At 54.2% G+C, this 21,593-nt stretch carries 21 protein-coding genes and 1 tRNA gene; 12 read left to right on the top strand and 10 right to left on the bottom strand.

The window, feature by feature from the left end:
* From OOJ59_RS14155 to OOJ59_RS14145, 3 genes are all read right to left on the bottom strand, one after another.
* On the bottom strand, window positions 1–72 hold a 72-nt coding region (locus OOJ59_RS14155), incomplete at its 3' end, for an IS1 family transposase (RefSeq protein WP_001568368.1).
* Window positions 73–355: 283 nt separating this feature from the next.
* Complete coding sequence (locus OOJ59_RS14150; protein WP_044863983.1) at window positions 356–1,621, bottom strand: tyrosine-type recombinase/integrase; 1,266 nt, start codon at window positions 1,619–1,621, stop codon at window positions 356–358.
* Window positions 1,622–1,819: 198 nt separating this feature from the next.
* Window positions 1,820–1,904, bottom strand: a tRNA-Leu gene (locus OOJ59_RS14145).
* Window positions 1,905–2,134: 230 nt separating this feature from the next.
* On the opposite strand from OOJ59_RS14145, the gene ahr reads away from it, so the two are divergent.
* Complete coding sequence (ahr, locus tag OOJ59_RS14140) at window positions 2,135–3,154, top strand: NADPH-dependent aldehyde reductase Ahr (protein ID WP_160955618.1); 1,020 nt, start codon at window positions 2,135–2,137, stop codon at window positions 3,152–3,154.
* Between the two features lie 30 nt (window positions 3,155–3,184).
* Here ahr and idnK read toward each other — a convergent pair whose 3' ends face one another.
* Window positions 3,185–3,706, bottom strand: coding sequence for a gluconokinase (gene idnK, locus OOJ59_RS14135; protein WP_110496134.1), 522 nt, complete (start codon window positions 3,704–3,706; stop codon window positions 3,185–3,187).
* A 216-nt stretch (window positions 3,707–3,922) separates the two neighbouring features.
* Here idnK and idnD point away from each other — a divergent pair, with 216 nt between their 5' ends.
* The 5 genes from idnD (at window position 3,923) to OOJ59_RS14110 (ending at window position 9,951) form a co-directional block, all read left to right on the top strand.
* Window positions 3,923–4,966: an L-idonate 5-dehydrogenase gene (idnD, locus tag OOJ59_RS14130; protein ID WP_160955617.1), complete on the top strand. Its 1,044-nt coding sequence runs from the start codon at window positions 3,923–3,925 to the stop codon at window positions 4,964–4,966.
* Window positions 4,967–4,977: 11 nt separating this feature from the next.
* Window positions 4,978–5,742 (top strand): gluconate 5-dehydrogenase, encoded by a 765-nt coding sequence (gene idnO, locus OOJ59_RS14125; protein ID WP_038636797.1) that lies wholly within the window; start codon window positions 4,978–4,980, stop codon window positions 5,740–5,742.
* A 256-nt stretch (window positions 5,743–5,998) separates the two neighbouring features.
* Entirely contained in the window at window positions 5,999–7,318 is a 1,320-nt protein-coding gene (idnT, locus tag OOJ59_RS14120) for a gnt-II system L-idonate transporter (protein ID WP_160955616.1), read from the top strand.
* A 52-nt stretch (window positions 7,319–7,370) separates the two neighbouring features.
* On the top strand, window positions 7,371–8,369 hold the full coding sequence (idnR, locus tag OOJ59_RS14115) for a DNA-binding transcriptional regulator IdnR (RefSeq protein WP_085048403.1): 999 nt from the start codon (window positions 7,371–7,373) through the stop codon (window positions 8,367–8,369).
* Window positions 8,370–8,448: 79 nt separating this feature from the next.
* Window positions 8,449–9,951, top strand: a complete 1,503-nt coding sequence (locus OOJ59_RS14110) for a helicase HerA-like C-terminal domain-containing protein (RefSeq protein WP_085048488.1) — start codon at window positions 8,449–8,451, stop codon at window positions 9,949–9,951.
* Between the two features lie 39 nt (window positions 9,952–9,990).
* On the opposite strand, the gene lptG is transcribed toward OOJ59_RS14110, so the two are convergent.
* From lptG to OOJ59_RS14095, 3 genes are all read right to left on the bottom strand, one after another.
* The gene (gene lptG, locus OOJ59_RS14105) at window positions 9,991–11,073 is read right to left on the bottom strand and encodes an LPS export ABC transporter permease LptG (RefSeq protein WP_038636788.1); all 1,083 of its coding nucleotides are present in this window, start codon (window positions 11,071–11,073) and stop codon (window positions 9,991–9,993) included.
* Window positions 11,073–12,173: an LPS export ABC transporter permease LptF gene (gene lptF / locus OOJ59_RS14100; RefSeq protein ID WP_038636786.1), complete on the bottom strand. Its 1,101-nt coding sequence runs from the start codon at window positions 12,171–12,173 to the stop codon at window positions 11,073–11,075. The genes lptG and lptF overlap by 1 nt, the downstream gene beginning before the upstream one ends.
* A gap of 62 nt (window positions 12,174–12,235) precedes the next feature.
* Window positions 12,236–12,286 carry a hypothetical protein gene (locus tag OOJ59_RS14095; RefSeq protein WP_212723231.1) on the bottom strand — a complete coding sequence of 17 codons (51 nt, stop codon included), beginning with the start codon at window positions 12,284–12,286 and terminating at the stop codon, window positions 12,236–12,238.
* Between the two features lie 153 nt (window positions 12,287–12,439).
* Here OOJ59_RS14095 and pepA point away from each other — a divergent pair, with 153 nt between their 5' ends.
* The 4 genes from pepA to OOJ59_RS14075 all read left to right on the top strand — a co-directional run bounded on the left by pepA (window position 12,440) and on the right by OOJ59_RS14075 (window position 18,118).
* Entirely contained in the window at window positions 12,440–13,951 is a 1,512-nt protein-coding gene (gene pepA / locus OOJ59_RS14090) for a leucyl aminopeptidase (RefSeq protein WP_038636783.1), read from the top strand.
* Window positions 13,952–14,095: 144 nt separating this feature from the next.
* Window positions 14,096–14,539 carry a DNA polymerase III subunit chi gene (gene holC, locus OOJ59_RS14085; RefSeq protein WP_038636780.1) on the top strand — a complete coding sequence of 148 codons (444 nt, stop codon included), beginning with the start codon at window positions 14,096–14,098 and terminating at the stop codon, window positions 14,537–14,539.
* Window positions 14,539–17,394 carry a valine--tRNA ligase gene (locus OOJ59_RS14080; protein ID WP_121529894.1) on the top strand — a complete coding sequence of 952 codons (2,856 nt, stop codon included), beginning with the start codon at window positions 14,539–14,541 and terminating at the stop codon, window positions 17,392–17,394. Before holC ends, OOJ59_RS14080 begins: the two co-directional genes overlap by 1 nt.
* Window positions 17,395–17,614: 220 nt before the next feature.
* A complete protein-coding gene (locus tag OOJ59_RS14075) occupies window positions 17,615–18,118 on the top strand; it encodes a GNAT family N-acetyltransferase (protein WP_038636772.1) in 504 nt (167 codons plus the stop codon).
* 26 nt (window positions 18,119–18,144) lie between these two features.
* Here OOJ59_RS14075 and OOJ59_RS14070 read toward each other — a convergent pair whose 3' ends face one another.
* The 3 genes from OOJ59_RS14070 to rraB all read right to left on the bottom strand — a co-directional run bounded on the left by OOJ59_RS14070 (window position 18,145) and on the right by rraB (window position 20,378).
* The gene (locus tag OOJ59_RS14070) at window positions 18,145–18,975 is read right to left on the bottom strand and encodes a topoisomerase II (protein ID WP_159121891.1); all 831 of its coding nucleotides are present in this window, start codon (window positions 18,973–18,975) and stop codon (window positions 18,145–18,147) included.
* Window positions 18,976–19,142: 167 nt separating this feature from the next.
* Window positions 19,143–19,901, bottom strand: coding sequence for a tRNA isopentenyl-2-thiomethyl-A-37 hydroxylase MiaE (miaE, locus tag OOJ59_RS14065; RefSeq protein ID WP_038636766.1), 759 nt, complete (start codon window positions 19,899–19,901; stop codon window positions 19,143–19,145).
* A gap of 51 nt (window positions 19,902–19,952) precedes the next feature.
* The gene (gene rraB, locus OOJ59_RS14060) at window positions 19,953–20,378 is read right to left on the bottom strand and encodes a ribonuclease E inhibitor RraB (RefSeq protein WP_005134179.1); all 426 of its coding nucleotides are present in this window, start codon (window positions 20,376–20,378) and stop codon (window positions 19,953–19,955) included.
* Between the two features lie 98 nt (window positions 20,379–20,476).
* On the opposite strand from rraB, the gene argL reads away from it, so the two are divergent.
* Together argL and argF are read left to right on the top strand one after the other, a co-directional pair.
* Window positions 20,477–20,572 carry a putative translational regulatory protein ArgL gene (gene argL / locus OOJ59_RS28230; RefSeq protein ID WP_371414783.1) on the top strand — a complete coding sequence of 32 codons (96 nt, stop codon included), beginning with the start codon at window positions 20,477–20,479 and terminating at the stop codon, window positions 20,570–20,572.
* Window positions 20,542–21,546: an ornithine carbamoyltransferase gene (gene argF / locus OOJ59_RS14055; protein WP_160955615.1), complete on the top strand. Its 1,005-nt coding sequence runs from the start codon at window positions 20,542–20,544 to the stop codon at window positions 21,544–21,546. The genes argL and argF overlap by 31 nt, the downstream gene beginning before the upstream one ends.
* Window positions 21,547–21,593 lie beyond the last annotated feature (47 nt).

Here is a 21,593-nt window from a genome sequence, read left to right as displayed (position 1 = left end):
AGTGCTTTTGCCGTTACGCACCACCCCGTCAGTAGCTGAACAGGAGGGACAGCTGATAGAAACAGAAGCCACTGGAGCACCTCAAAAACACCATCATACACTAAATCAGTAAGTTGGCAGCATCACCAGCCCATCATACACTAAATCAGTAAGTTGGCACCATTACCCACTTAATCAACCTATAACAGTCATAAAAGATCTGAATTTTCACTATGATTAGACAGTCAATCCAGTTCAGTAAATCGCCGGGATATGCATTGTTATGAATGAATATCCCGGTGATTTAGAGTATATTTTGCCCCTTGCTAGAATTGTCTTATTTAAAATGAATATTGATGAAGTAGTTCGTTCCAACTTATCTCAATGGGTTGTTAGTTTTGGCATAGTCAAAGGGAGAGATAACTTCTTGCATATTCGCATCCAGATAATCTGCCCACCACTGCAGCATCAACCTCCTCTCCCCCAGATGCTCCGCCTTATGAATATAAGCCGCCCGCACAGAGTTACGCTCCTGATGGCTCATCTGCCTTTCTACCGCATCCCTCGACCACAATCCCGACTCAATCAACGAACTACACGCCATTGTCCTAAAACCATGGCCACACACTTCCGTTTTCGTGTCATAACCCATCACTCGCAGAGCTTTATTCACCGTATTCTCACTCATGGGTTTACGAGGATCGTGATCGCCAACGAAGATCAACTCTCGGTTTCCATTCATGCCTTTGATCTTTTCCAAAATAGCTAAGGCCTGACGCGACAAGGGAACAAGATGTGGCGTCCTCATCTTTGAACCACGCTGAGAATGTTTAACACCTTCCAGCGGTTCACGCTTACCTGGAATCGTCCACATGGCTGTTTCAAAATCGACTTCTGACCAGCGGGCAAAACGCAGCTCGCTTGAACGGATGAAAACCAATAACGTGAGTTCGACAGCCAGTCGGGTTAACGGTCTTCCAGAATAGTGATCGATACGGTGAAGCAATTCAGGTATACGATTGAGTTCCAGAGCAGCACGATGCTGTCTTTTCGCCGTAGCCACCGCACCGGCAATCTCTTGAGCGGGATTGTAATCGATTAAGCCGCTCTGAACAGCAAAGCGCATAATCGCGGTAGTTCGCTGCTGTAAACGGGCGGCGACTTCAAGACGCCCGGATGACTCCACCGCTTTAATGGGTACAAGAAGATCCCGAGTCTTAAGCTCTGCTATGTTCCGCTTACCGATAGCAGCAAAGAGATTATCTTCCAGGCTTTTCAATACACGAGCACTATGCGATGCAGACCACTTCTGATTACTGGCATGCCAGTCTCTGGCGACCACTTCAAACGTTATCGCCTCTTGCTCCTGTTCTACCTTAACCGCTTTCTTGTTTTCACTGGGATCGACGTCGTTAGCTAAAAGCTTACGCGCTTCGTCTCGCCGCGATCGAGCATCAGCTAACGAAACTTCAGGATACTTCCCTAGTGCCAGCATCTTCTCTTTACCACCGAAGCGATAACGCAGTCGCCAATATTTGGAACCGTTGGGGTGAACCAGCAATACCATACCGTCGCCATCAGTAAGCTTATAGGCTTTTTCTTCAGGCTTAGCCGAACGAACCTTCACATCACTCAGAGCCATGATGAGTATCCTTTCAAGGGTTCTGTGTGGGTACAAACATTATCGAACCGGGATATACCCACAGTTGTACCCGCATCAGTAAGTTGATGTAGATTGAATCAGGTTGACTTAGGTTGAATGAAAAAGCGAGGAAAGCCTTGCGGATACTGGATTTCAGGCACAAAAAAAGACGTCCGTTGACGTCTATTGATGTTACGATGGTGCCGAAGGCCGGACTCGAACCGGCACGTATTTCTACGGTTGATTTTGAATCAACTGCGTCTACCGATTTCGCCACTCCGGCACGGAAGGGATGCGGAAAACGTTGTGGATTATACCTGTCATGCGCCACCATGCAAGCGTCAGCGTGCGTATGGATCGCTAAGTGTTGAAAATTTCAGCATTACCTTTCGGAGCTGCAATCAACATCACGGTTTAGTCCCCGCAATAACCTCCTTAAGCCCCCGTTCTGCGAAGCGTCCCGTTTCCCCATGCTCTACACTTCCAATTCAACACCACACTGAGGGAAACACGATGTCGATGATAAAAAGTTACGCCGCAAAATCGGCGGGCAGCGAACTCGAACTCTATGAATATGATGCGGGCGAGCTTAAGCCGGAAGATGTCGAGGTACAGGTCGATTACTGCGGTATCTGCCATTCCGATTTGTCGATGATCGACAACGAATGGGGGTTCTCTCAGTATCCGCTGGTTGCCGGGCATGAGGTGATTGGTCGCGTGGCGGCGCTAGGCAGCGCGGCGCAGGATAAGGGTCTGAAAGTTGGCCAGCGCGTCGGCGTTGGCTGGACGGCGCGCAGCTGCGGGCATTGCGACGCCTGTATCAGCGGTAATCAGATTAACTGCCTGCAAGGTTCCGTTCCCACGATTCTCAATCGCGGTGGCTTTGCCGAGAAGCTGCGGGCCGACTGGCAGTGGGTGATCCCGCTGCCGGAAAGCATCGACCTGGCGGCGGCTGGCCCATTGCTGTGCGGCGGTATCACGGTGTTCAAACCGCTACTGATGCACCACATCACTGCCACCAGCCGCGTCGGGGTGATCGGCATCGGCGGCCTGGGGCATATCGCCATTAAACTGTTACACGCGATGGGCTGCGAGGTGACCGCGTTCAGCTCCAATCCGGCGAAAGAGCAGGAGGTACTGGCGATGGGAGCGGATAAGGTGGTCAACAGCCGCGATCCGGATGCGCTAAAAGCGCTGGCGGGCCAGTTCGATCTCATCATTAACACGGTTAACGTCGACCTCGACTGGCAGCCCTATTTTGAAGCGCTGGCCTACGGCGGTAACTTCCATACCGTCGGTGCGGTGCTGAAACCGCTGCCGGTGCCGGCATTTACCTTAATTGCCGGCGATCGTAGCATCTCCGGTTCGGCGACCGGTACGCCCTTCGAACTGCGTAAACTGATGAAGTTTGCCGGGCGCAGCAAGGTATCGCCGACTACCGAACTGTACCCGATGTCGCAAATTAACGAAGCTATCCAGCACGTGCGCGACGGCAAAGCCCGCTACCGCGTGGTGCTGAAAGCCGACTTCTGATGCAGGGCTCAGTCCCGCAAGGGGCTGGGCCTATTGCCCGCTACGAAACGCAAGCACCGCCTGGCGGCACTGTTCCGTCACATGCTCGATGTCATGGTTCACATCGATGCGGGCAATATCGCGTTCATCTTCCTGCGGACACTCCAGCGCGTCGAACTGGCTTTTTAACAAGCCCACCGGCATAAAATGCCCTGCCCGACGCTGCATACGTGCCAGAATGGTCTCGTAATCACCATCCAGCCACAGAAAATGCACATTCGGGCTGCCCTGCCGCAATATATCGCGGTACTGTTTTTTTAATGACGAGCAGACAATAAATCCGGTCTCATTCTTTTTATATAAACTGTATGAGGCATCATTTAATCGCGCTAACCAGGGAAGTCTGTCCTCATCGGTTAATGGAATACCCTCAGACATTTTATCAATATTTTTGGCTGGATGAAGATCGTCGCCATCAATGAATTTAGCCGATAATACAGCGGCAATTTTGCTGCCAATTAAAGATTTACCGCTCCCCGAAACGCCCATCAAAATATAACTTTCCCCGGCCATCAAAAAACTCCAGATTTATATTCCATGACGCGATACTACGCCTTGCACATTGCAGAATTCACCTTTTTTCGGCACGACCGCACAGATTTACAAGGCGCATCACGTTATGCGTAACATTGTAGTGTAACAATTTTCCAGCGTGACTTACTTCACAAATAATAATAATTAAAACCGCTTAAATGCTGTCGAGGTTACTACCTGACCAGTGAGGCATTTATGCAAGTCAAAACCCAATCCTGCGTTGTCGCGGGTAAGAAAACTGTTGCCGTTACCGACCAAAATATTGAATGGGATAATAAAGGAACACTAGTAAAAATTACCCGCGGTGGTATTTGCGGGTCCGATTTACATTATTATCAGGAAGGAAAAGTCGGTAATTTCACTGTTAAAGCGCCGATGATTTTAGGCCATGAAGTTATTGGTAAAGTGGTGCACAGCGACTCCAAAGAATTACATGAAGGTCAGTCAGTGGCGATTAATCCGTCGAAGCCGTGCGGCCACTGTAAATATTGTCTGCAACATGAAGAAAACCAGTGCACGGAAATGCGCTTTTTTGGTAGCGCCATGTATTTTCCCCATGTCGACGGCGGTTTTACCCGGTTTAAAACCGTCGATACCACGCAGTGTATTCCCTACCCCCAAGAGGCCGATGAAAAAGTCATGGCCTTTGCCGAACCGTTAGCGGTCGCGATCCACGCCGCGCATGAAGCGGGCGACCTGCAGGGCAAGCGCGTGTTTATCTCCGGCGTCGGTCCTATCGGCTGCCTGATCGTCAGCGCGGTAAAAACGCTCGGTGCGGCAGAGATTGTCTGTGCTGATATCAGCCCGCGTTCGCTGTCGCTGGCCCAGCAGATGGGGGCCGACACGCTGATTAACCCGCAGCAGGACTCGCTCGAGGAGTGGAAAAAAGAGAAAGGCTACTTCGACGTTAGCTTCGAAGTCTCCGGTCATCCGTCCTCAATCACCACCTGTCTGGAAGTGACCCGCGCAAAAGGCGTGATGGTGCAGGTCGGCATGGGCGGCGCGGTGCCGGACTTCCCGATGATGATGCTGATCGGCAAAGAGATCGCGCTCAAAGGTTCGTTCCGCTTTACCACCGAGTTCAACACCGCGGTGTCGTGGCTGGCGAATAACGTTATCGATCCGCTGCCGTTACTCAGCGCCGAATATCCATTTACCGAGCTTGAACAAGCGCTGATCTTCGCCGGGGACAAAACCCAGGCGGCAAAGGTCCAGCTCGTTTTTGCAGAAACAAAATAAGGAATAACATGATGAACGATCTTTTTTCACTGGACGGCAAAAACATTCTGATCACCGGTTCGGCTCAGGGTATTGGTTATTTACTGGCGACCGGCCTGGGTAAATATGGCGCGCAGATTATCGTCAATGATATTACGCCAGAGCGCGCGGAGGCCGCCGTCGCCAAACTGCAGCAGGAAGGGATCCGCGCCGTTGCCGCGCCATTTAATGTTACGCAGAAACAGGACATTGATGCCGCCATCGAGCATATCGAAAAAGACATTGGCCAAATTGATGTGCTGGTGAATAACGCCGGTATCCAGCGCCGCCATCCCTTTACCGAGTTCCCGGAACAGGACTGGAACGATGTGATTGCCGTTAACCAGACGGCGGTGTTCCTGGTCTCGCAGGCGGTCACTCGCCGGATGGTGGAACGCCAGGCCGGGAAGGTCATCAACATCTGCTCGATGCAGAGCGAACTGGGCCGCGACACCATTACGCCGTACGCCGCCTCCAAAGGCGCGGTAAAAATGCTCACCCGTGGGATGTGCGTTGAGCTGGCGCGCCACAATATCCAGGTCAACGGTATCGCGCCGGGCTACTTCAAAACTGAAATGACCAAAGCGTTGGTCGAGGATGAAGCCTTTACCTCCTGGCTGTGTAAACGTACGCCTGCCGCGCGCTGGGGCGATCCGCAGGAGCTGATTGGCGCGGCGGTATTTCTCTCTTCCAAAGCATCCGATTTTGTTAACGGGCACCTGTTGTTCGTCGATGGCGGCATGCTGGTCGCCGTCTGATACAACACAACGCAACATCACGCAGCGCCCAGGCGCTGCATTTTGGCACCCACCCGAAATCATTCGAGTTGCAGGACAAAATGCCAAAAGCATTTTGAACAGCGCTTGCGCTGGCCCCGAAGGGGCGAGGCCGCAGGTCGAGTAACGCGGCAAGTGAATGAACCCGATGAGCTTACTCGAGTAAGTGATTCGGGTGAGTGAGCGCAGCCAACACACCTGCAACTTGAAGTATGACGGGGATATAAGAGAAACGATTATGCCATTAATAATAATTGCGGCAGGCGTCGCACTGCTTCTGGTCCTGATGATTGGCTTTAAAGTTAACGGCTTTATTGCGCTGGTCCTGGTGGCGGCGGTCGTCGGTTTTGCCGAAGGGATGGATGCTCAGGCCGTTCTGCACTCTATACAAAATGGGATCGGCGGTACGCTCGGCGGGCTGGCGATGATCCTCGGGTTTGGCGCGATGCTCGGCAAGCTGATCTCCGATACCGGCGCAGCCCAGCGCATCGCCACCACGCTGATTGACACGTTCGGTAAGAAACGTGTGCAGTGGGCGCTGGTGATCACCGGTCTGGTCGTCGGTCTGGCGATGTTCTTCGAAGTCGGCTTTGTTCTGCTGCTGCCGCTGGTATTTACGGTGGTGGCCTCTTCCGGTCTGCCGCTGCTGTATGTCGGCGTGCCGATGGTGGCGGCGCTGTCCGTAACCCACTGTTTCCTGCCGCCGCATCCGGGCCCCACCGCGATTGCCACCATTTTCGAGGCCAATCTCGGCACCACCCTGCTGTACGGCTTTATTATTACCATCCCGACGGTAATTGTCGCCGGGCCGCTGTTTTCTAAACTGCTGACCCGCTTTGAGAAAGCGCCGCCGGAAGGGTTATTCAACCCGCATCTGTTCACCGAAGAAGAGATGCCGTCGTTCTGGAACAGTATCTTTGCGGCGGTTATCCCGGTCATACTGATGGCGGTGGCGGCGGTATGTGAAATTACGCTGCCGAAGTCCAACAGCGTGCGGGTATTCTTTGAGTTTATCGGCAACCCTGCGGTCGCCTTGTTTATCGCCATCGTGCTGGCCATTTTTACCCTTGGTCGACGTAACGGACGGACGATCGAGCAAATTATGGATATCATTGGCAACTCTATCGGCGCAATCGCGATGATTGTGTTCATCATCGCCGGCGGCGGTGCGTTTAAGCAGGTACTGGTCGACAGCGGCGTGGGGCAGTATATCTCGCACCTGATGACCGGCACGTCGCTCTCTCCGCTGCTGATGTGCTGGACGGTCGCCGCGTTGCTACGTATCGCGCTCGGTTCTGCGACCGTGGCGGCGATCACCACCGCAGGCGTGGTGCTGCCGATTATTAACGTTACTCACGCCGACCCGGCGCTGATGGTGCTGGCAACCGGCGCGGGCAGCGTGATTGCCTCCCACGTTAACGATCCGGGATTCTGGCTGTTTAAAGGCTATTTTAATCTCAGCGTTGGGGAAACATTGCGTACCTGGACGGTGATGGAGACGCTGATTTCCATTATGGGTCTGCTGGGCGTACTGGCGCTGAACGCCATCCTGCATTAAGACGGTCATCACCGGGGAGCACAGGTCAGCGCTCCCCGGCACGGGAGAGAAAATGAGGAACCACAGAATTTCTTTGCAAGATATCGCCACACTGGCGGGCGTGACCAAAATGACGGTGAGCCGCTACATTCGCTCGCCGAAAAAGGTCGCAAAGGAAACCGGTGAACGCATTGCGCAGATTATGGAGGAGATTAATTACATCCCCAACCGCGCGCCCGCGATGCTGCTGAATGCGCAAAGCTATACGCTCGGCGTGCTGATCCCCTCGTTTCAAAACCAGCTGTTCGCTGACATTCTGGCCGGTATTGAGTCGGTCACCTCGGACCATAACTATCAGACGCTGATCGCCAACTACAATTATGACCGGGAATCCGAGGAAGAGTCGGTGATCAACCTGCTGTCGTACAATATCGACGGCATTATTCTGTCCGAGAAATATCACACTCTGCGCACGGTTAAATTTCTGCGTTCAGCCAATATTCCGGTGGTCGAGCTGATGGATATTCAGGGTGACCGTCTGGACATGGAGGTGGGCTTTGATAACCGTCAGGCGGCGTTTGATATGGTCAGCACCATGCTGGATAAACGCCCGCGCCGCAAAATCCTCTATCTGGGTTCGAAAGACGACGTCCGCGATGAACAGCGCTATCGCGGTTATTGTGATGCCATGACGCGGCGGTGTCTGTCGCCACTGCGCGTTAATCCGCGTTCTATTTCGTCCATTCATCTCGGCACCCAGATGATGCGGGACGCGCTCGCCGCGCATCCGGATTTAGACGGCGTCTTTTGCACCAACGACGATATTGCGATGGGCGCGCTGCTGCTGTGCCGCGAACGCGAGCTGGCCGTTCCGGAACAGATCTCGATTGCTGGTTTTCACGGACTGGAAATGGGGCGGCAGATGATCCCAAGCCTCGCCAGCGTGATCACCCCGCGTTTCGACATTGGCCGTATGGCGGCGCAGATGTTGCTGAGCAAAATCAAGAACAACGACCATAACCACAACACCGTGGATTTGGGGTATCAGATTTATCACGGCCACACGCTTTAAGATTTTTTATCTCCCTTGCTCATACTTTCTTTCATTCATATTGCCTATACTCCAGGCAGGATAAATGGAGGAAATCTCAATGAGCGCACCCCTGCTAATCGCCCGCACGCCGGACACCGAACTGTTTTTACTCCCAGGCATGGCCAACCGTCACGGGCTGATTACCGGCGCGACCGGGACCGGTAAAACCGTCACGCTACAGAAACTGGCCGAATCGCTGTCTGAGATTGGCGTGCCGGTATTTATGGCCGACGTAAAAGGTGACTTAACCGGCGTAGCGCAGGAAGGACAAGCCTCTGAAAAGCTGCTCGCCCGCCTGAAAAACATCGGCATTACCGACTGGCAACCGCATGCGAATCCGGTCACGGTGTGGGATATCTTCGGCGAAAAAGGCCACCCGGTGCGGGCCACGGTCTCTGACCTCGGGCCGCTGCTGCTGGCGCGTCTGCTGAATCTCAACGATGTGCAGTCCGGCGTGCTGGATATTATCTTCCGTATTGCCGATGACCAGGGTCTGTTGCTGCTCGATTTCAAAGATCTGCGGGCCATTACGCAGTACATCGGCGATAACGCTAAATCGTTCCAGAACCAGTACGGCAACATCAGCAGCGCCTCGGTGGGCGCTATCCAGCGCGGACTGCTGTCACTGGAACAACAGGGAGCGGCGCACTTCTTTGGCGAGCCGATGCTGGATATCAAAGACTGGATGCGCACTGACGCCAGCGGTAAAGGGGTAATCAACATCCTCAGCGCCGAGAAGCTGTACCAGATGCCCAAACTGTACGCCGCCAGCCTGCTGTGGATGCTCTCCGAACTGTATGAACAACTGCCGGAAGCCGGCGATCTGGAGAAGCCAAAACTGGTGTTCTTCTTCGACGAAGCCCATTTGTTGTTCAACGACGCCCCGCAGGTATTGCTGGATAAAATTGAACAGGTAATCCGCCTGATCCGCTCGAAAGGGGTCGGCGTGTGGTTCGTTTCACAAAACCCGTCCGATATTCCGGACAACGTACTCGGGCAGTTGGGAAACCGCGTGCAACATGCCCTGCGCGCCTTCACGCCAAAAGATCAGAAAGCGGTGAAAACCGCGGCGCAAACTATGCGCGCCAATCCGGCATTTGATACTGAAAAAGCCATTCAGGAGTTGGGTACCGGCGAAGCGCTAATTTCCTTCCTCGATGCCAAAGGTAGCCCCTCAGTGGTGGAACGGGCGATGGTAATTGCGCCGTGCTCGCGCATGGGACCGGTAACCGACGACGAGCGCAACGGGCTGATTAATCACTCCTCATTGTACGGAAAATATGAGGAAGAGGTCGACCGTGAGTCCGCTTATGAGCGTTTACAGCAAGGCGTACAGGCCAGCACCGAGCAGCAAAATACGCCTCCCGCCAACGGTAAAGCGATCGACGTGGATGGCGGTATTCTCGGGGGGTTGAAAGATATTCTGTTTGGCAGCACCGGACCACGCGGCGGTAAGCGCGATGGCGTAGTACAGAGCGTGGCGAAAAGCGCGGCGCGACAGGTCACTAACCAGATAATTCGCGGCATGTTGGGAAGTTTGATGGGCGGCAGAAAACGCTAGCAGTGAAACGCCCCTCCCGCACTACGGGAGGGGCGGATATTACGACTTACGCAGCATCAACCACAGGCTTATCAGGAAGAAGCTGGCGCTAGGCAGCAACGCGCCGATAATCGGCGGAATGCCGTACACCAGCGTTAATGGGCCAAAGATTTGGTCCAGCACATAGAACACAAAACCGAAGCTAATCCCTGTCACCACGCGCACGCCCATCGGGACGCTACGCAGCGGGCCAAAGATAAACGACAGCGCCATCAGCATCATGACCGCCACTGACAGCGGCTGGAAGACTTTGCTCCACATATTGAGCTGGTAACGTCCGGCGTCCTGGCCGCTCGACTTCAGATACTTCACGTAGTTATGCAGACCGCTAATCGAGAGCGCATCAGGATCCAGCGCGACGACGCCGAGCTTGTCCGGCGTAAGGTTGGTTTTCCAGGTCCCGCTCACCATCTGCGAACCAGTGATTTGCTTTGGATCGGTCAGGTTAGATTCATCCACCTGCGACAGACGCCACACCTTCTGCTCCGGGTCAAATGTCGCGCTCGCGGCATAGCGAACGGACTGCAAACGACGTTTATCATTAAAGGAGTAGATACTAATTCCGCCTAACTCGGCGTCGCCTTTCACCCGCTCGATGTAGACAAAGCTGTCACCATCTTTCGCCCACAACCCCTGCTGCGTGGAGAGCAGCGAGCCACCGTACATCTGCTGGGCACGATAGTTACGCGCCATCTGTTCGCCCTGCGGCGCCACCCATTCACCGATGGCCATCGTCAACAGCACCAGCGGAATCGCGGTTTTCATTACCGACAGCGCCACCTGCATACGGGTAAATCCGGAAGCCTGCATTACCACCAGTTCACTGCGCTGAGCCAACATGCCCAGCCCCAACAACGCGCCGAGCAGCGCCGCCATCGGAAAGAAAATCTGGATATCTTTTGGTGCGCTGAGTAGGGTATACAGCCCGGCGCCCATCGCATCGTAGCTCCCCTGCCCGGCTTTTTTCAGCTGGTCGACGAACTTGATGATCCCGGAGAGCGACACCAGCATGAACAACGTCATCATGATGGTGGTGAAAATGGTTTTACCGATATAGCGGTCAAGTACACCAAAGGGCTGCATTATACCGCTCCTTTACGCATAAAACGGGCACGCAAGCGGCGCATAGGCACCGTATCCCAGAGGTTAAGTACAATCGCCAGCGCCAGATACGCCAGGTTAACCGTCCACATCCAGAACACCGGATCCAGCTTACCTTTGCCGCCGTTCGACTTCAGGGATGTCTGGACCAGGAAGAACAGCAAATAGAGCAGCATGGCGGGCAGCATCGACAGTACGCGCCCCTGACGCGGGTTGACCACGCTCAGCGGTACGACCATCAGCGCCATCATAAATACGGTGAATACTAACGTGATACGCCAGGTCAGCTCCGCGCGAGCACGATCGTTGTCGGTCGTCCACAGCGTACGCATATCCATCTGGTCGGTATCGTTTGGATCCAGCGCCACAGCCTGATGGCCAATAATCGCCTGATAATCCTGGAAGTCAGTGATGCGGAAATCACGCAGCAGCGCAGTCCCTTCAAAGCGCGTGCCCTGGTTCAGCGTCACGACCTGGGAGCCATCGCGCATCTGGGTAAGATGTCCGGAATCAGCCACCACCACCGAAGGACGGGCATTACCTTTCGGGCGGATTTGCGCGAGGAATACATCTTTGAAGTTGCTGCCGTCAACGCTTTCGATAAACAGCACCGAACCGCCGTTAGTCGCCTGCTGGAATTGCCCCTGAGCAAGCGCAGCCATGCCGGGGTTAGCTTTCGCTTCCGCCAGCACTTCGTCCTGATGCCTGGAGGACCATGGTCCGGCCCACATCACGTTAACCGCCGCAATAATACTGGTAAACAACGCCAGCACCATCGCCGCTTTCACGAGCACAGCCTTGCTCAGCCCACAGGCGTGCATGACCGTAATTTCACTTTCGGTATACAGTTTGCCCAGCGTCATCAGCAGCCCGAGGAACAGGCTTAAGGGCAAGATAAGTTGCGCCATTTCTGGCACGCCCAGCCCCAGCAGCGAGAGCACCAGATTCGCCGGGATATCACCGTCAACCGCCGCACCCAGGATCCTGACTAACTTTTGACAAAAGAAGATCAAAAGCAGGATGAAAAGGATCGCAAGTTGGCTTTTGAGCGTTTCCCGAACCAGATATCTTATGATTATCACTTTAAATACGCCCGTAAAAACCCGTCTTTTGCCGGAATTTAGCTTGTTTCATGGCTTAAACGTCATTTATTCTCTTGAGTCGTCGAAATCGTCGCTAAGATCATTATACTCAACGGATCCACCTCTCAGAAATTGTTCTGACGTGCCAATGCCGTAATAACGTTAAGATTAACACGAAGTCACCGCAACAGCGGGAATGAGTTACGAAAGCTTGCAATTCTATCCGTAGCCACCGCCGTTGTCTTTAAGATTCAGGAGCGTAGTGCATGGAGTTCAGTGTAAAAAGCGGTAGCCCGGAGAAACAGCGGAGTGCCTGCATCGTTGTGGGCGTCTTTGAACCACGCCGCCTCTCTCCGATTGCAGAGCAGCTCGACAAGATCAGCGACGGGTACATCAGCGCACTGCTGCGTCGTGGCGAACTGGAAGGCAAACCGGGTCAAACCCTGTTGCTGCACCATGTTCCTAATGTCCTGTCTGAGCGAATTCTCCTCATCGGTTGTGGTAAAGAGCGTGAGCTTGATGAACGTCAGTATAAGCAGGTCATTCAGAAAACTATAAATACCCTGAATGATACAGGCTCGATGGAAGCCGTCTGTTTCCTGACTGAGCTGCACGTCAAAGGCCGCAATAACTACTGGAAAGTACGTCAGGCCGTTGAGACGGCCCAGGAAACGCTGTACAGCTTTGATCAGTTGAAGACTAACAAAAGCGAACCACGTCGTCCGCTGCGTAAAATGGTCTTCAACGTACCGACCCGCCGCGAACTGACCAGCGGTGAACGTGCCATTCAGCACGGCCTGGCGATTGCCGCCGGGATCAAAGCGGCAAAAGATCTCGGTAATATGCCGCCGAATATCTGTAACGCCGCCTACCTGGCTTCTCAGGCGCGTCAGTTGGCTGACAGCTATAGCAAAAATGTTGTCACTCGCGTCATCGGTGAGCAGCAGATGAAAGAGCTGGGCATGCACTCCTATCTTGCGGTCGGCAATGGTTCGCAAAATGAATCGCTGATGTCGGTGATTGAGTATAAAGGTGTCGAATCCGAAGACGTACGCCCGATCGTGTTGGTGGGTAAAGGGTTAACCTTTGACTCCGGCGGTATCTCCATCAAACCTGCCGAAGGTATGGATGAGATGAAATACGACATGTGCGGCGCGGCAGCGGTTTACGGCGTGATGCGCATGGTGGCGGAGCTACAGTTGCCAATCAACGTCGTCGGCGTACTGGCGGGCTGCGAAAACATGCCGGGCGGCCGCGCGTATCGCCCAGGCGATGTGCTGACGACCATGTCTGGTCAAACCGTTGAAGTACTGAACACCGATGCTGAAGGCCGTCTGGTACTGTGCGACGTGTTAACCTACGTCGAGCGTTTTGAACCGGAAGCGGTCATTGATGTGGCAACGCTGACCGGCGCGTGCGTGATTGCATTGGGCCATCACATCACCGGCCTGATGTCGAACCACAATCCGCTGGCGCACGAGCTGATCGGTGCTTCCGAGCAGGCGGGCGACCGCGCGTGGCGTCTGCCGTTGGGTGATGAATTCCAGGAACAACTGGAGTCCAACTTTGCGGATATGGCCAACATCGGCGGCCGTCCTGGCGGTGCTATCACCGCGGGCTGCTTCCTGTCGCGCTTTACCCGTAAATATAACTGGGCGCACCTGGACATCGCGGGTACCGCATGGCGTTCCGGTAAAGCCAAAGGCGCCACCGGTCGTCCGGTAGCGCTGCTGTCGCAGTTCCTGCTCAATCGAGCCGGATTTAACGGCGACGAGTAATGTGTAAATGCCGGATGGCGCTACGCTTATCCGGCCTACAAAGCAGTAAGCTGTAGGTCTGATAAGACGCGCGAGCGTCGCCATCAGGCGAAAAGGCCGGGTCACCCGGCCTTGTATTTAAATCCACCACAAGAAGCCCCATATATGAAGAATGCGACGTTCTATCTTCTGGATAATGACACTACCGTTGATGGCTTAAGCGCCGTCGAGCAACTGGTGTGTGAAATTGCCGCAGAACGTTGGCGTGCTGGCAAGCGTGTGCTGATCGCCTGCGAAAACGAAAAGCAGGCCTTTCGCCTTGATGAGGCCCTGTGGGCAAGACCGGCAGAAAGCTTCGTGCCGCATAATCTGGCGGGTGAAGGTCCCAGAGGCGGCTCGCCGGTAGAGATTGCCTGGCCGGAAAAACGCAACAGCAGCCCGCGCGACCTGCTGATCAGTTTGCGCGTTGGCTTTGCAGATTTTGCCACCGCTTTCACAGAAGTGATAGACTTCGTCCCTTACGAAGATTCTTTGAAACAATCGGCACGCGATCGCTACAAAGCATACCGCGTGGCTGGTTTTAACCTGAATACGGCAACCTGGAAATAATGGAAAAGACATATAACCCACAAGATATCGAACAGCCGCTTTACGAGCACTGGGAAAAGCAGGGCTATTTCAAACCTAACGGCGATGAAAGCAAAGAGTCCTTCTGCATCATGATCCCGCCGCCGAACGTCACCGGCAGTTTGCATATGGGTCATGCTTTCCAGCAAACCATCATGGACACCATGATCCGCTACCAGCGCATGCAGGGCAAAAACACCCTGTGGCAGGCCGGTACCGACCACGCGGGTATCGCGACCCAGATGGTGGTTGAGCGTAAGATTGCCGCTGAAGAAGGTAAAACTCGTCACGACTACGGTCGCGAAGCGTTTATCGACAAAATCTGGCAGTGGAAAGCGGAATCTGGCGGCACCATTACCCGTCAGATGCGCCGTCTCGGCAACTCCGTTGACTGGGAGCGCGAGCGCTTCACCATGGACGAAGGTCTTTCCAATGCCGTGAAAGAAGTCTTTGTTCGCCTGTACAAAGAAGACCTGATTTACCGTGGCAAACGCCTGGTGAACTGGGACCCGAAACTGCGCACCGCCATCTCTGACCTGGAAGTGGAAAACCGCGAGTCCAAAGGCTCGATGTGGCACATCCGCTATCCGCTGGCCGACGGCGTGAAGACCGCAGACGGTAAAGATTACCTGGTCGTCGCTACCACTCGTCCGGAAACTATTCTCGGCGATACCGGCGTGGCCGTTAACCCGGAAGATCCGCGCTACAAAGATCTGATCGGTAAATTCGTTGTCCTGCCGCTAGTTAACCGCCGTATTCCGATCGTGGGCGACGAACACGCCGACATGGAAAAAGGCACCGGCTGCGTGAAGATCACCCCAGCGCACGACTTTAATGACTACGAAGTCGGGAAACGTCACGGCCTGCCGATGATCAACATTCTGACCTTTGACGGCGACATCCGTGAAACCGCGGAAGTGTACGACACCAAAGGCGAAGAGTCCGACGTTTACTCCAACGCGATTCCGGCTGAATTCCAGAAGCTGGAACGCTTTGCCGCGCGTAAAGCGATCGTCGCAGCCGTTGACGCCCTGGGTCTGCTGGAAGAAATTAAACCGCACGACCTGACCGTTCCTTACGGCGACCGTGGCGGCGTGGTTATCGAACCGATGCTGACCGACCAGTGGTACGTCCGTGCCGACGTGCTGGCGAAACCAGCGGTTGAAGCCGTTGAAAACGGCAGCATTCAGTTCGTGCCGAAGCAGTACGAAAACATGTACTTCTCCTGGATGCGTGATATTCAGGACTGGTGTATCTCTCGTCAACTGTGGTGGGGTCACCGTATCCCGGCATGGTACGACAACGACGGCAACGTTTATGTAGGCCGTACCGAAGACGAAGTCCGCCAGGAAAACAACCTCGGCGCCGACGTTGCGCTTCGTCAGGACGAAGACGTTCTCGATACCTGGTTCTCCTCCGCGCTGTGGACTTTCTCCACCCTCGGCTGGCCGGAAAACACCGACGCGCTGCGTCAGTTCCACCCAACCAGCGTGATGGTTTCCGGCTTCGACATCATCTTCTTCTGGATTGCCCGCATGATCATGATGACCATGCACTTCATCAAAGATGAAAACGGCAAGCCGCAGGTGCCGTTCCATACCGTCTACATGACCGGTCTGATTCGTGACGACGAAGGCCAGAAGATGTCCAAATCCAAGGGTAACGTCATCGACCCGCTGGATATGGTCGACGGCATCTCCCTGCCGGAACTGCTGGAAAAACGTACCGGCAACATGATGCAGCCGCAGCTGGCTGAGAAGATTGCCAAACGTACCGAGAAGCAGTTCCCGAACGGCATTGAGCCGCACGGCACCGACGCCCTGCGCTTTACCCTGGCGGCGCTGGCCTCGACCGGCCGCGACATCAACTGGGATATGAAGCGCCTGGAAGGTTACCGTAACTTCTGTAACAAGCTGTGGAACGCCAGCCGCTTTGTGCTGATGAACACTGAAGGTCAGGATTGCGGCTTCAACGGCGGCGAAATGACCCTGTCGCTGGCAGACCGCTGGATCCTGGCTGAATTCAACCAGACCGTTAAAGCGTACCGCGAAGCGCTGGATAACTTCCGCTTCGACATCGCCGCGGGCATTCTGTACGAATTCACCTGGAACCAGTTCTGTGACTGGTATCTGGAGCTGACCAAACCGGTGATGACCGGAGGTTCCGAGTCTGAACTGCGCGGCACCCGCAATACGCTGGTCACCGTGCTGGAAGGTCTGCTGCGCCTGGCGCATCCGATCATCCCGTTCATCACCGAAACCATCTGGCAGCGCGTGAAGGTCATTTGCGGTATTACCGCTGACACCATCATGCTGCAGCCGTTCCCGGAATATAACGCCGCGCAGGTTGATGAAGCCGCGTTGGCCGATACCGAATGGCTGAAGCAGGCGATCGTCGCCGTACGTAATATCCGTGCGGAAATGAACATCGCGCCGGGCAAACCGCTGGAGCTGCTGCTGCGTGGTTGCAGCGCTGACGCGATGCGTCGTGTGAACGACAACCGTAGCTTCCTGCTGAACCTGGCGCGTCTGGAAAGCATCACCGTGCTGCCTGCCGATGACAAAGGTCCGGTTTCCGTGACCAAAATCATCGACGGCGCCGAACTGCTGATCCCGATGGCTGGCCTCATCAACAAAGAAGATGAGCTGGCGCGTCTGGCGAAAGAAGTGGCGAAAATCGAAGGTGAGATTGCCCGTATCGAAGGCAAACTTTCCAACGAAGGTTTCGTCGCTCGTGCGCCGGAAGCGGTGATCGCCAAAGAGCGTGAGAAGCTGGACGGTTACGCGGAAGCGAAAGCGAAGCTGATTGAGCAGCAGGCGGTTATCGCCGCGCTGTAATCATCGTGCCCGTATATTTGCCGGATGGCGCTGCGCTTATCCGGCCAACGGGCAGCGTCAACGTAGGTCGGATAAGCGTAGCGCATCCGACACCACTGACGAATAAAAAGCCTCTGAGCGTGTGCATCAGAGGCTTTTTATTGAATTATCATCGCTTGCACTTCCCCTCCCCGCAGTGTTATTAACTGCATATGTTCCACGTTTCTGTCATGAGTTCGCTATGAGTGTTACTACCCCTGTCTTTGCGACGCTGCGTCGTCTTACCGCCGACGATAACGCCGCCATCGCCCGCGTTATCCGCCAGGTTTCCGCCGAATACGGGCTTACCGCTGATAAAGGCTATACCGTGGCCGACCCTAATCTGGATGAACTGTTCCAGGTTTACAGCCAGCCGGGCGCAGCCTATTGGGTCGTTGAGCAGAATGGTCAGGTGGTGGGCGGCGGCGGCGTCGCGCCGTTAGGCTGTAGCGAGCCGGACATTTGCGAGCTGCAGAAGATGTATTTCCTGTCGAGCGTACGCGGCCAGGGGCTGGCGAAAAAGCTGGCGCTGATGGCGCTGGATCACGCCCGTGAGCAGGGTTTTAAGCAGTGCTATCTGGAAACGACCGCGTTTCTGACTGAGGCTATTCGCCTGTATGAACATTTAGGCTTTGAGCACATCAGCGAAGCGCTGGGCTGTACCGGGCACGTGGATTGTGAAGTGCGGATGTTAAAGCCCCTCTGACCTTACGCCGAGGGGCCATATTGACCTTACTGCATCTCAGCCGAAAGCATCAGACGAATCACGCCGGCCGAACGCGCGGTCGGCAGCTTCAACACCTGTGACCAGAGATCCTGCACTATCTCACAGGCAATCTTCTCTTTGCCGACAGCTTTAGTCGGATCAGCCATGATTTGAATATCCGGTCCATAGCGCTGTACCAGGCCAGGGCTGATGCTTTGCAGGTCCTGAAGCGCCAGTTGCTTTTCCTCTGCCGTAACCGTATGTTTTTTCGGTCCGTGAGAGGCGTACATCATGCTCATGTCACTCGCCATACGACGCTCCATAATCTCACGCGGAACAAGGCGTGCCGGGTTAATCCCACCTTTTACCGCCGGAAACAGGAAGCGGAAGCATTCGTCATCACCTATTTTGGCCACGGCGGCGATCTGTTCAAGATTAATTTTCATATATTCAATGACATTGGCATCAGGAGCTTGCTGCAATCGTGCCATCTGCAACTGAAGAATCTGCGGCTGTATCGCGTCGATAACCTGCTGTTCACTGCTCCCTGCTTTTTTCATCTGCGCTGCCTGGCTGATAATTTTTTGTGTCAGCGCAGGCTCCTGTTCTTTAATCACCTGAAACGCCGGATTAGAGAGCATCGCTTTTTCAAACTGCTGCTCTTCGGTCAGACCATAATCCGGGTTTTCACGTGGGATCAGGTAGTGCACATCAAACAGATTCCACGCAATAATCGCCACCACAAAGACCACCGCGCCAGAGATCTTGCCCAGCCACCCTTTTTTACGGAACATGCCAACGACGATGGCAATCACCACCCCGATATAGCCTGCTAACAATACGTGAGCCCAGTTCATTAACCATCCTTATGCAAAACAATCTCAAGTAAGGAGATATATTTCCCCCTTCGTGTGTTTTGATTATTACGGCAGCGGCGGGCGATTTCCAGCCACCAGATTTTGCTAGCGGAAAGGGAGAAGAGGTAAAACGCGCGATGATTGAACAGCGCGCGTCACAGAAGGAATCAAGCCGGTATGCCGCTGTGAAAGCGGAACTCGTCGTCAGGAGAGGTAATCAGCGCGGCTTCGACTTCGCCAAAAAACTGCACCCGGTCGCTGATATCGTCAGCAGAAACCTGCTGCGCCAGCGCCAGATAATCCTGATAGTGCCGAGCCTCGGATCGCAGCAGCGACAGGTAAAACGCCTGCAAATCCGCCTCCAGATACGGCGCCAGCGCGGCAAACCGTTCACAGGAACGGGCTTCGATATACGCTCCGCAAATCAGCTTGTCGATCAGCGTCAGCGGCTCGTGGGTGCGAACCTCTTTGAGCATACCTTTGGCGTAACGACTGGCGGTAATTTTGATGTAAGGGATATTGCGGATCGTCATCGCCTCGCGTACCTGCGAGAAGTGATGCAGCTCTTCTTTGATCAGCAACACCATGCTGTCGATAAGCTTTCGTCCCCACGGGTCGTCGGTTTGCGGCATAACGCTTTTGCTTATCTGTTTATTCAGCGCGATAAAATCCGGCTCATCCCCTTCCCTGAAAGCAAAGGCTTCATAGGGTTTTAGCCAGTCCAGCAGCGCCTGCGATCCCTGTTTATCCGCGGCATACTTACGCACCAGCAGCATTGCCGTTTGCGCCGCTTTCAGTTCGCAGACGAGGTGATCGGTCAGTAACAGCGGCAGATTCGCCGGGTCTCGCGCTTTATCAAGCCAGGCCTGAGGCGTTTTACATTGCAGGAAGTTGTGGATCGGGGAGAGTATTTGCGGGTAATCCATACGTTGTCCTTGGCCTGCGGCAGCCTGGGCTACCGCAGGTCAGCAGATGACTTAGTGACGCACGCCGTCATCATCTTCGTCGACGAAGTCTTCATCGTCGCCATCTTCACCTTCTTCGCCGTTCGGGTCCTCAAAATAGGTGCCCCAACCGTCGTATTCCACTTCAAATTTTTCAGCCAGGTTCATCAGTTGCTCAACCTGAGCGTCAATCAGCTCGGCATTCAGGGCGCATTCGCTGAGGATGTCACAACAAATAACCGTGTCGCCTTCTTCGACTTCAAGCTCTTCCGGCTCGGTCACTTCATAACCCAGCTTGAAGGCTTCTACTGCCGCTTTTTCCAGGGTTTCAAAGTCGTCCGCGGAAAGGTGATGCTCGATAGTGTACAGCGCGTCTGGATCGCTGCCATCTTCGAGTAACTCTTCAATAATCAAGCGTGTTTCTTCACGCTGCTCTTCCAGTAGTTCCGGGTTTGCCATGGCTCGTTCCTCATAATGTCCTGCCGATACTCTTATTGTCACATACCGCTGTCATTGCCTCCACCTTTCCAGGAAAGATTTGTTAAACAAGGTTGCAAATGAATAAACATCCATATAAATTGAATTTTAATTCAATAAATGGCTTAAGCCATGTGAGGAAACCATGTCTACGTTTTATCAGAAGCACTTTTTGAAACTGCTTGATTTCACCTCTGCTGAACTCACGTCACTGCTCAAGCTCGCCACGCAGCTCAAGGCAGATAAGAAAAACGGCACCGAGGTCGCTCAACTCACCGGTAAAAATATCGCGCTCATCTTCGAAAAAGACTCGACTCGTACTCGTTGCTCTTTCGAAGTTGCCGCATACGATCAGGGCGCTCGCGTAACGTATCTCGGGCCAAGCGGCAGCCAGATTGGGCATAAAGAGTCGATTAAAGATACCGCCCGCGTACTCGGCCGCATGTACGACGGTATTCAGTATCGGGGTCACGGTCAGGAAGTGGTGGAAACGCTGGCGGAATATGCCGGGGTGCCGGTGTGGAATGGATTAACTAACGAGTTTCATCCCACCCAGTTACTGGCGGATTTGTTAACTATGCAGGAACACCTGCCGGGTAAAGCATTTAATGAGATGACGTTAGTCTACACCGGCGATGCCCGTAACAATATGGGCAATTCGATGCTGGAAGCCGCCGCGTTAACCGGGTTAGATCTGCGTCTGGTTGCACCGCAGGCCTGCTGGCCGGATGAGAGTCTGGTTGCAGAATGCAAAGCGCTGGCACAGAAAAACGGTGGCAATATTACGCTGACGGAAGATGTCGCCACGGGCGTAAAAGGTGCGGACTTCATCTACACCGACGTATGGGTGTCAATGGGCGAAGCGAAAGAGAAGTGGGCCGAGCGTATTGCGCTGCTGCGCAAATATCAGGTAAACAGCGCGATGATGGCGCTCACCGGCAATCCGCAGGTGAAATTTCTGCACTGCCTGCCCGCGTTCCATGACGATCAAACCACGCTTGGCAAACAAATGGCGCAACAGTACGGTTTGCACGGCGGGATGGAAGTGACCGACGACGTCTTTGAGTCACCCGCCAGCATCGTATTTGATCAGGCGGAAAACCGGATGCACACCATTAAAGCGGTAATGGTGGCGACGCTTTCCAAATGATAGCGTTGCGTGATTGATTTGCCGGATGGCGATGTTCAGCATCTTAT

Source organism: Citrobacter sp. W9 (assembly GCF_026719375.1).
In the GTDB taxonomy this organism is placed as follows: domain Bacteria; phylum Pseudomonadota; class Gammaproteobacteria; order Enterobacterales; family Enterobacteriaceae; genus Citrobacter; species Citrobacter werkmanii.
This window is presented reverse-complemented; position numbering and strand designations above follow the sequence as displayed.

Excerpts from the sequence above, each read along its gene's own strand:
- argF (WP_160955615.1), top strand. The coding sequence starts at position 20,542 with ATGTCTACGTTTTATCAGAAGCACTTTTTGAAACTGCTTGATTTCACC.
- ahr (WP_160955618.1), top strand. The coding sequence starts at position 2,135 with ATGTCGATGATAAAAAGTTACGCCGCAAAATCGGCGGGCAGCGAACTC.
- pepA (WP_038636783.1), top strand. The coding sequence starts at position 12,440 with ATGGAGTTCAGTGTAAAAAGCGGTAGCCCGGAGAAACAGCGGAGTGCC.
- OOJ59_RS14080 (WP_121529894.1), top strand. The coding sequence starts at position 14,539 with ATGGAAAAGACATATAACCCACAAGATATCGAACAGCCGCTTTACGAG.
- idnR (WP_085048403.1), top strand. The coding sequence starts at position 7,371 with ATGAGGAACCACAGAATTTCTTTGCAAGATATCGCCACACTGGCGGGC.
- idnO (WP_038636797.1), top strand. The coding sequence starts at position 4,978 with ATGAACGATCTTTTTTCACTGGACGGCAAAAACATTCTGATCACCGGT.
- idnD (WP_160955617.1), top strand. The coding sequence starts at position 3,923 with ATGCAAGTCAAAACCCAATCCTGCGTTGTCGCGGGTAAGAAAACTGTT.
- OOJ59_RS14075 (WP_038636772.1), top strand. The coding sequence starts at position 17,615 with ATGAGTGTTACTACCCCTGTCTTTGCGACGCTGCGTCGTCTTACCGCC.
- argL (WP_371414783.1), top strand. The coding sequence starts at position 20,477 with ATGAATAAACATCCATATAAATTGAATTTTAATTCAATAAATGGCTTA.
- rraB (WP_005134179.1), bottom strand. The coding sequence starts at position 20,378 with ATGGCAAACCCGGAACTACTGGAAGAGCAGCGTGAAGAAACACGCTTG.
- lptG (WP_038636788.1), bottom strand. The coding sequence starts at position 11,073 with ATGCAGCCCTTTGGTGTACTTGACCGCTATATCGGTAAAACCATTTTC.
- miaE (WP_038636766.1), bottom strand. The coding sequence starts at position 19,901 with ATGGATTACCCGCAAATACTCTCCCCGATCCACAACTTCCTGCAATGT.
- idnK (WP_110496134.1), bottom strand. The coding sequence starts at position 3,706 with ATGGCCGGGGAAAGTTATATTTTGATGGGCGTTTCGGGGAGCGGTAAA.
- OOJ59_RS14070 (WP_159121891.1), bottom strand. The coding sequence starts at position 18,975 with ATGAACTGGGCTCACGTATTGTTAGCAGGCTATATCGGGGTGGTGATT.
- OOJ59_RS14150 (WP_044863983.1), bottom strand. The coding sequence starts at position 1,621 with ATGGCTCTGAGTGATGTGAAGGTTCGTTCGGCTAAGCCTGAAGAAAAA.
- idnT (WP_160955616.1), top strand. The coding sequence starts at position 5,999 with ATGCCATTAATAATAATTGCGGCAGGCGTCGCACTGCTTCTGGTCCTG.
- holC (WP_038636780.1), top strand. The coding sequence starts at position 14,096 with ATGAAGAATGCGACGTTCTATCTTCTGGATAATGACACTACCGTTGAT.
- OOJ59_RS14110 (WP_085048488.1), top strand. The coding sequence starts at position 8,449 with ATGAGCGCACCCCTGCTAATCGCCCGCACGCCGGACACCGAACTGTTT.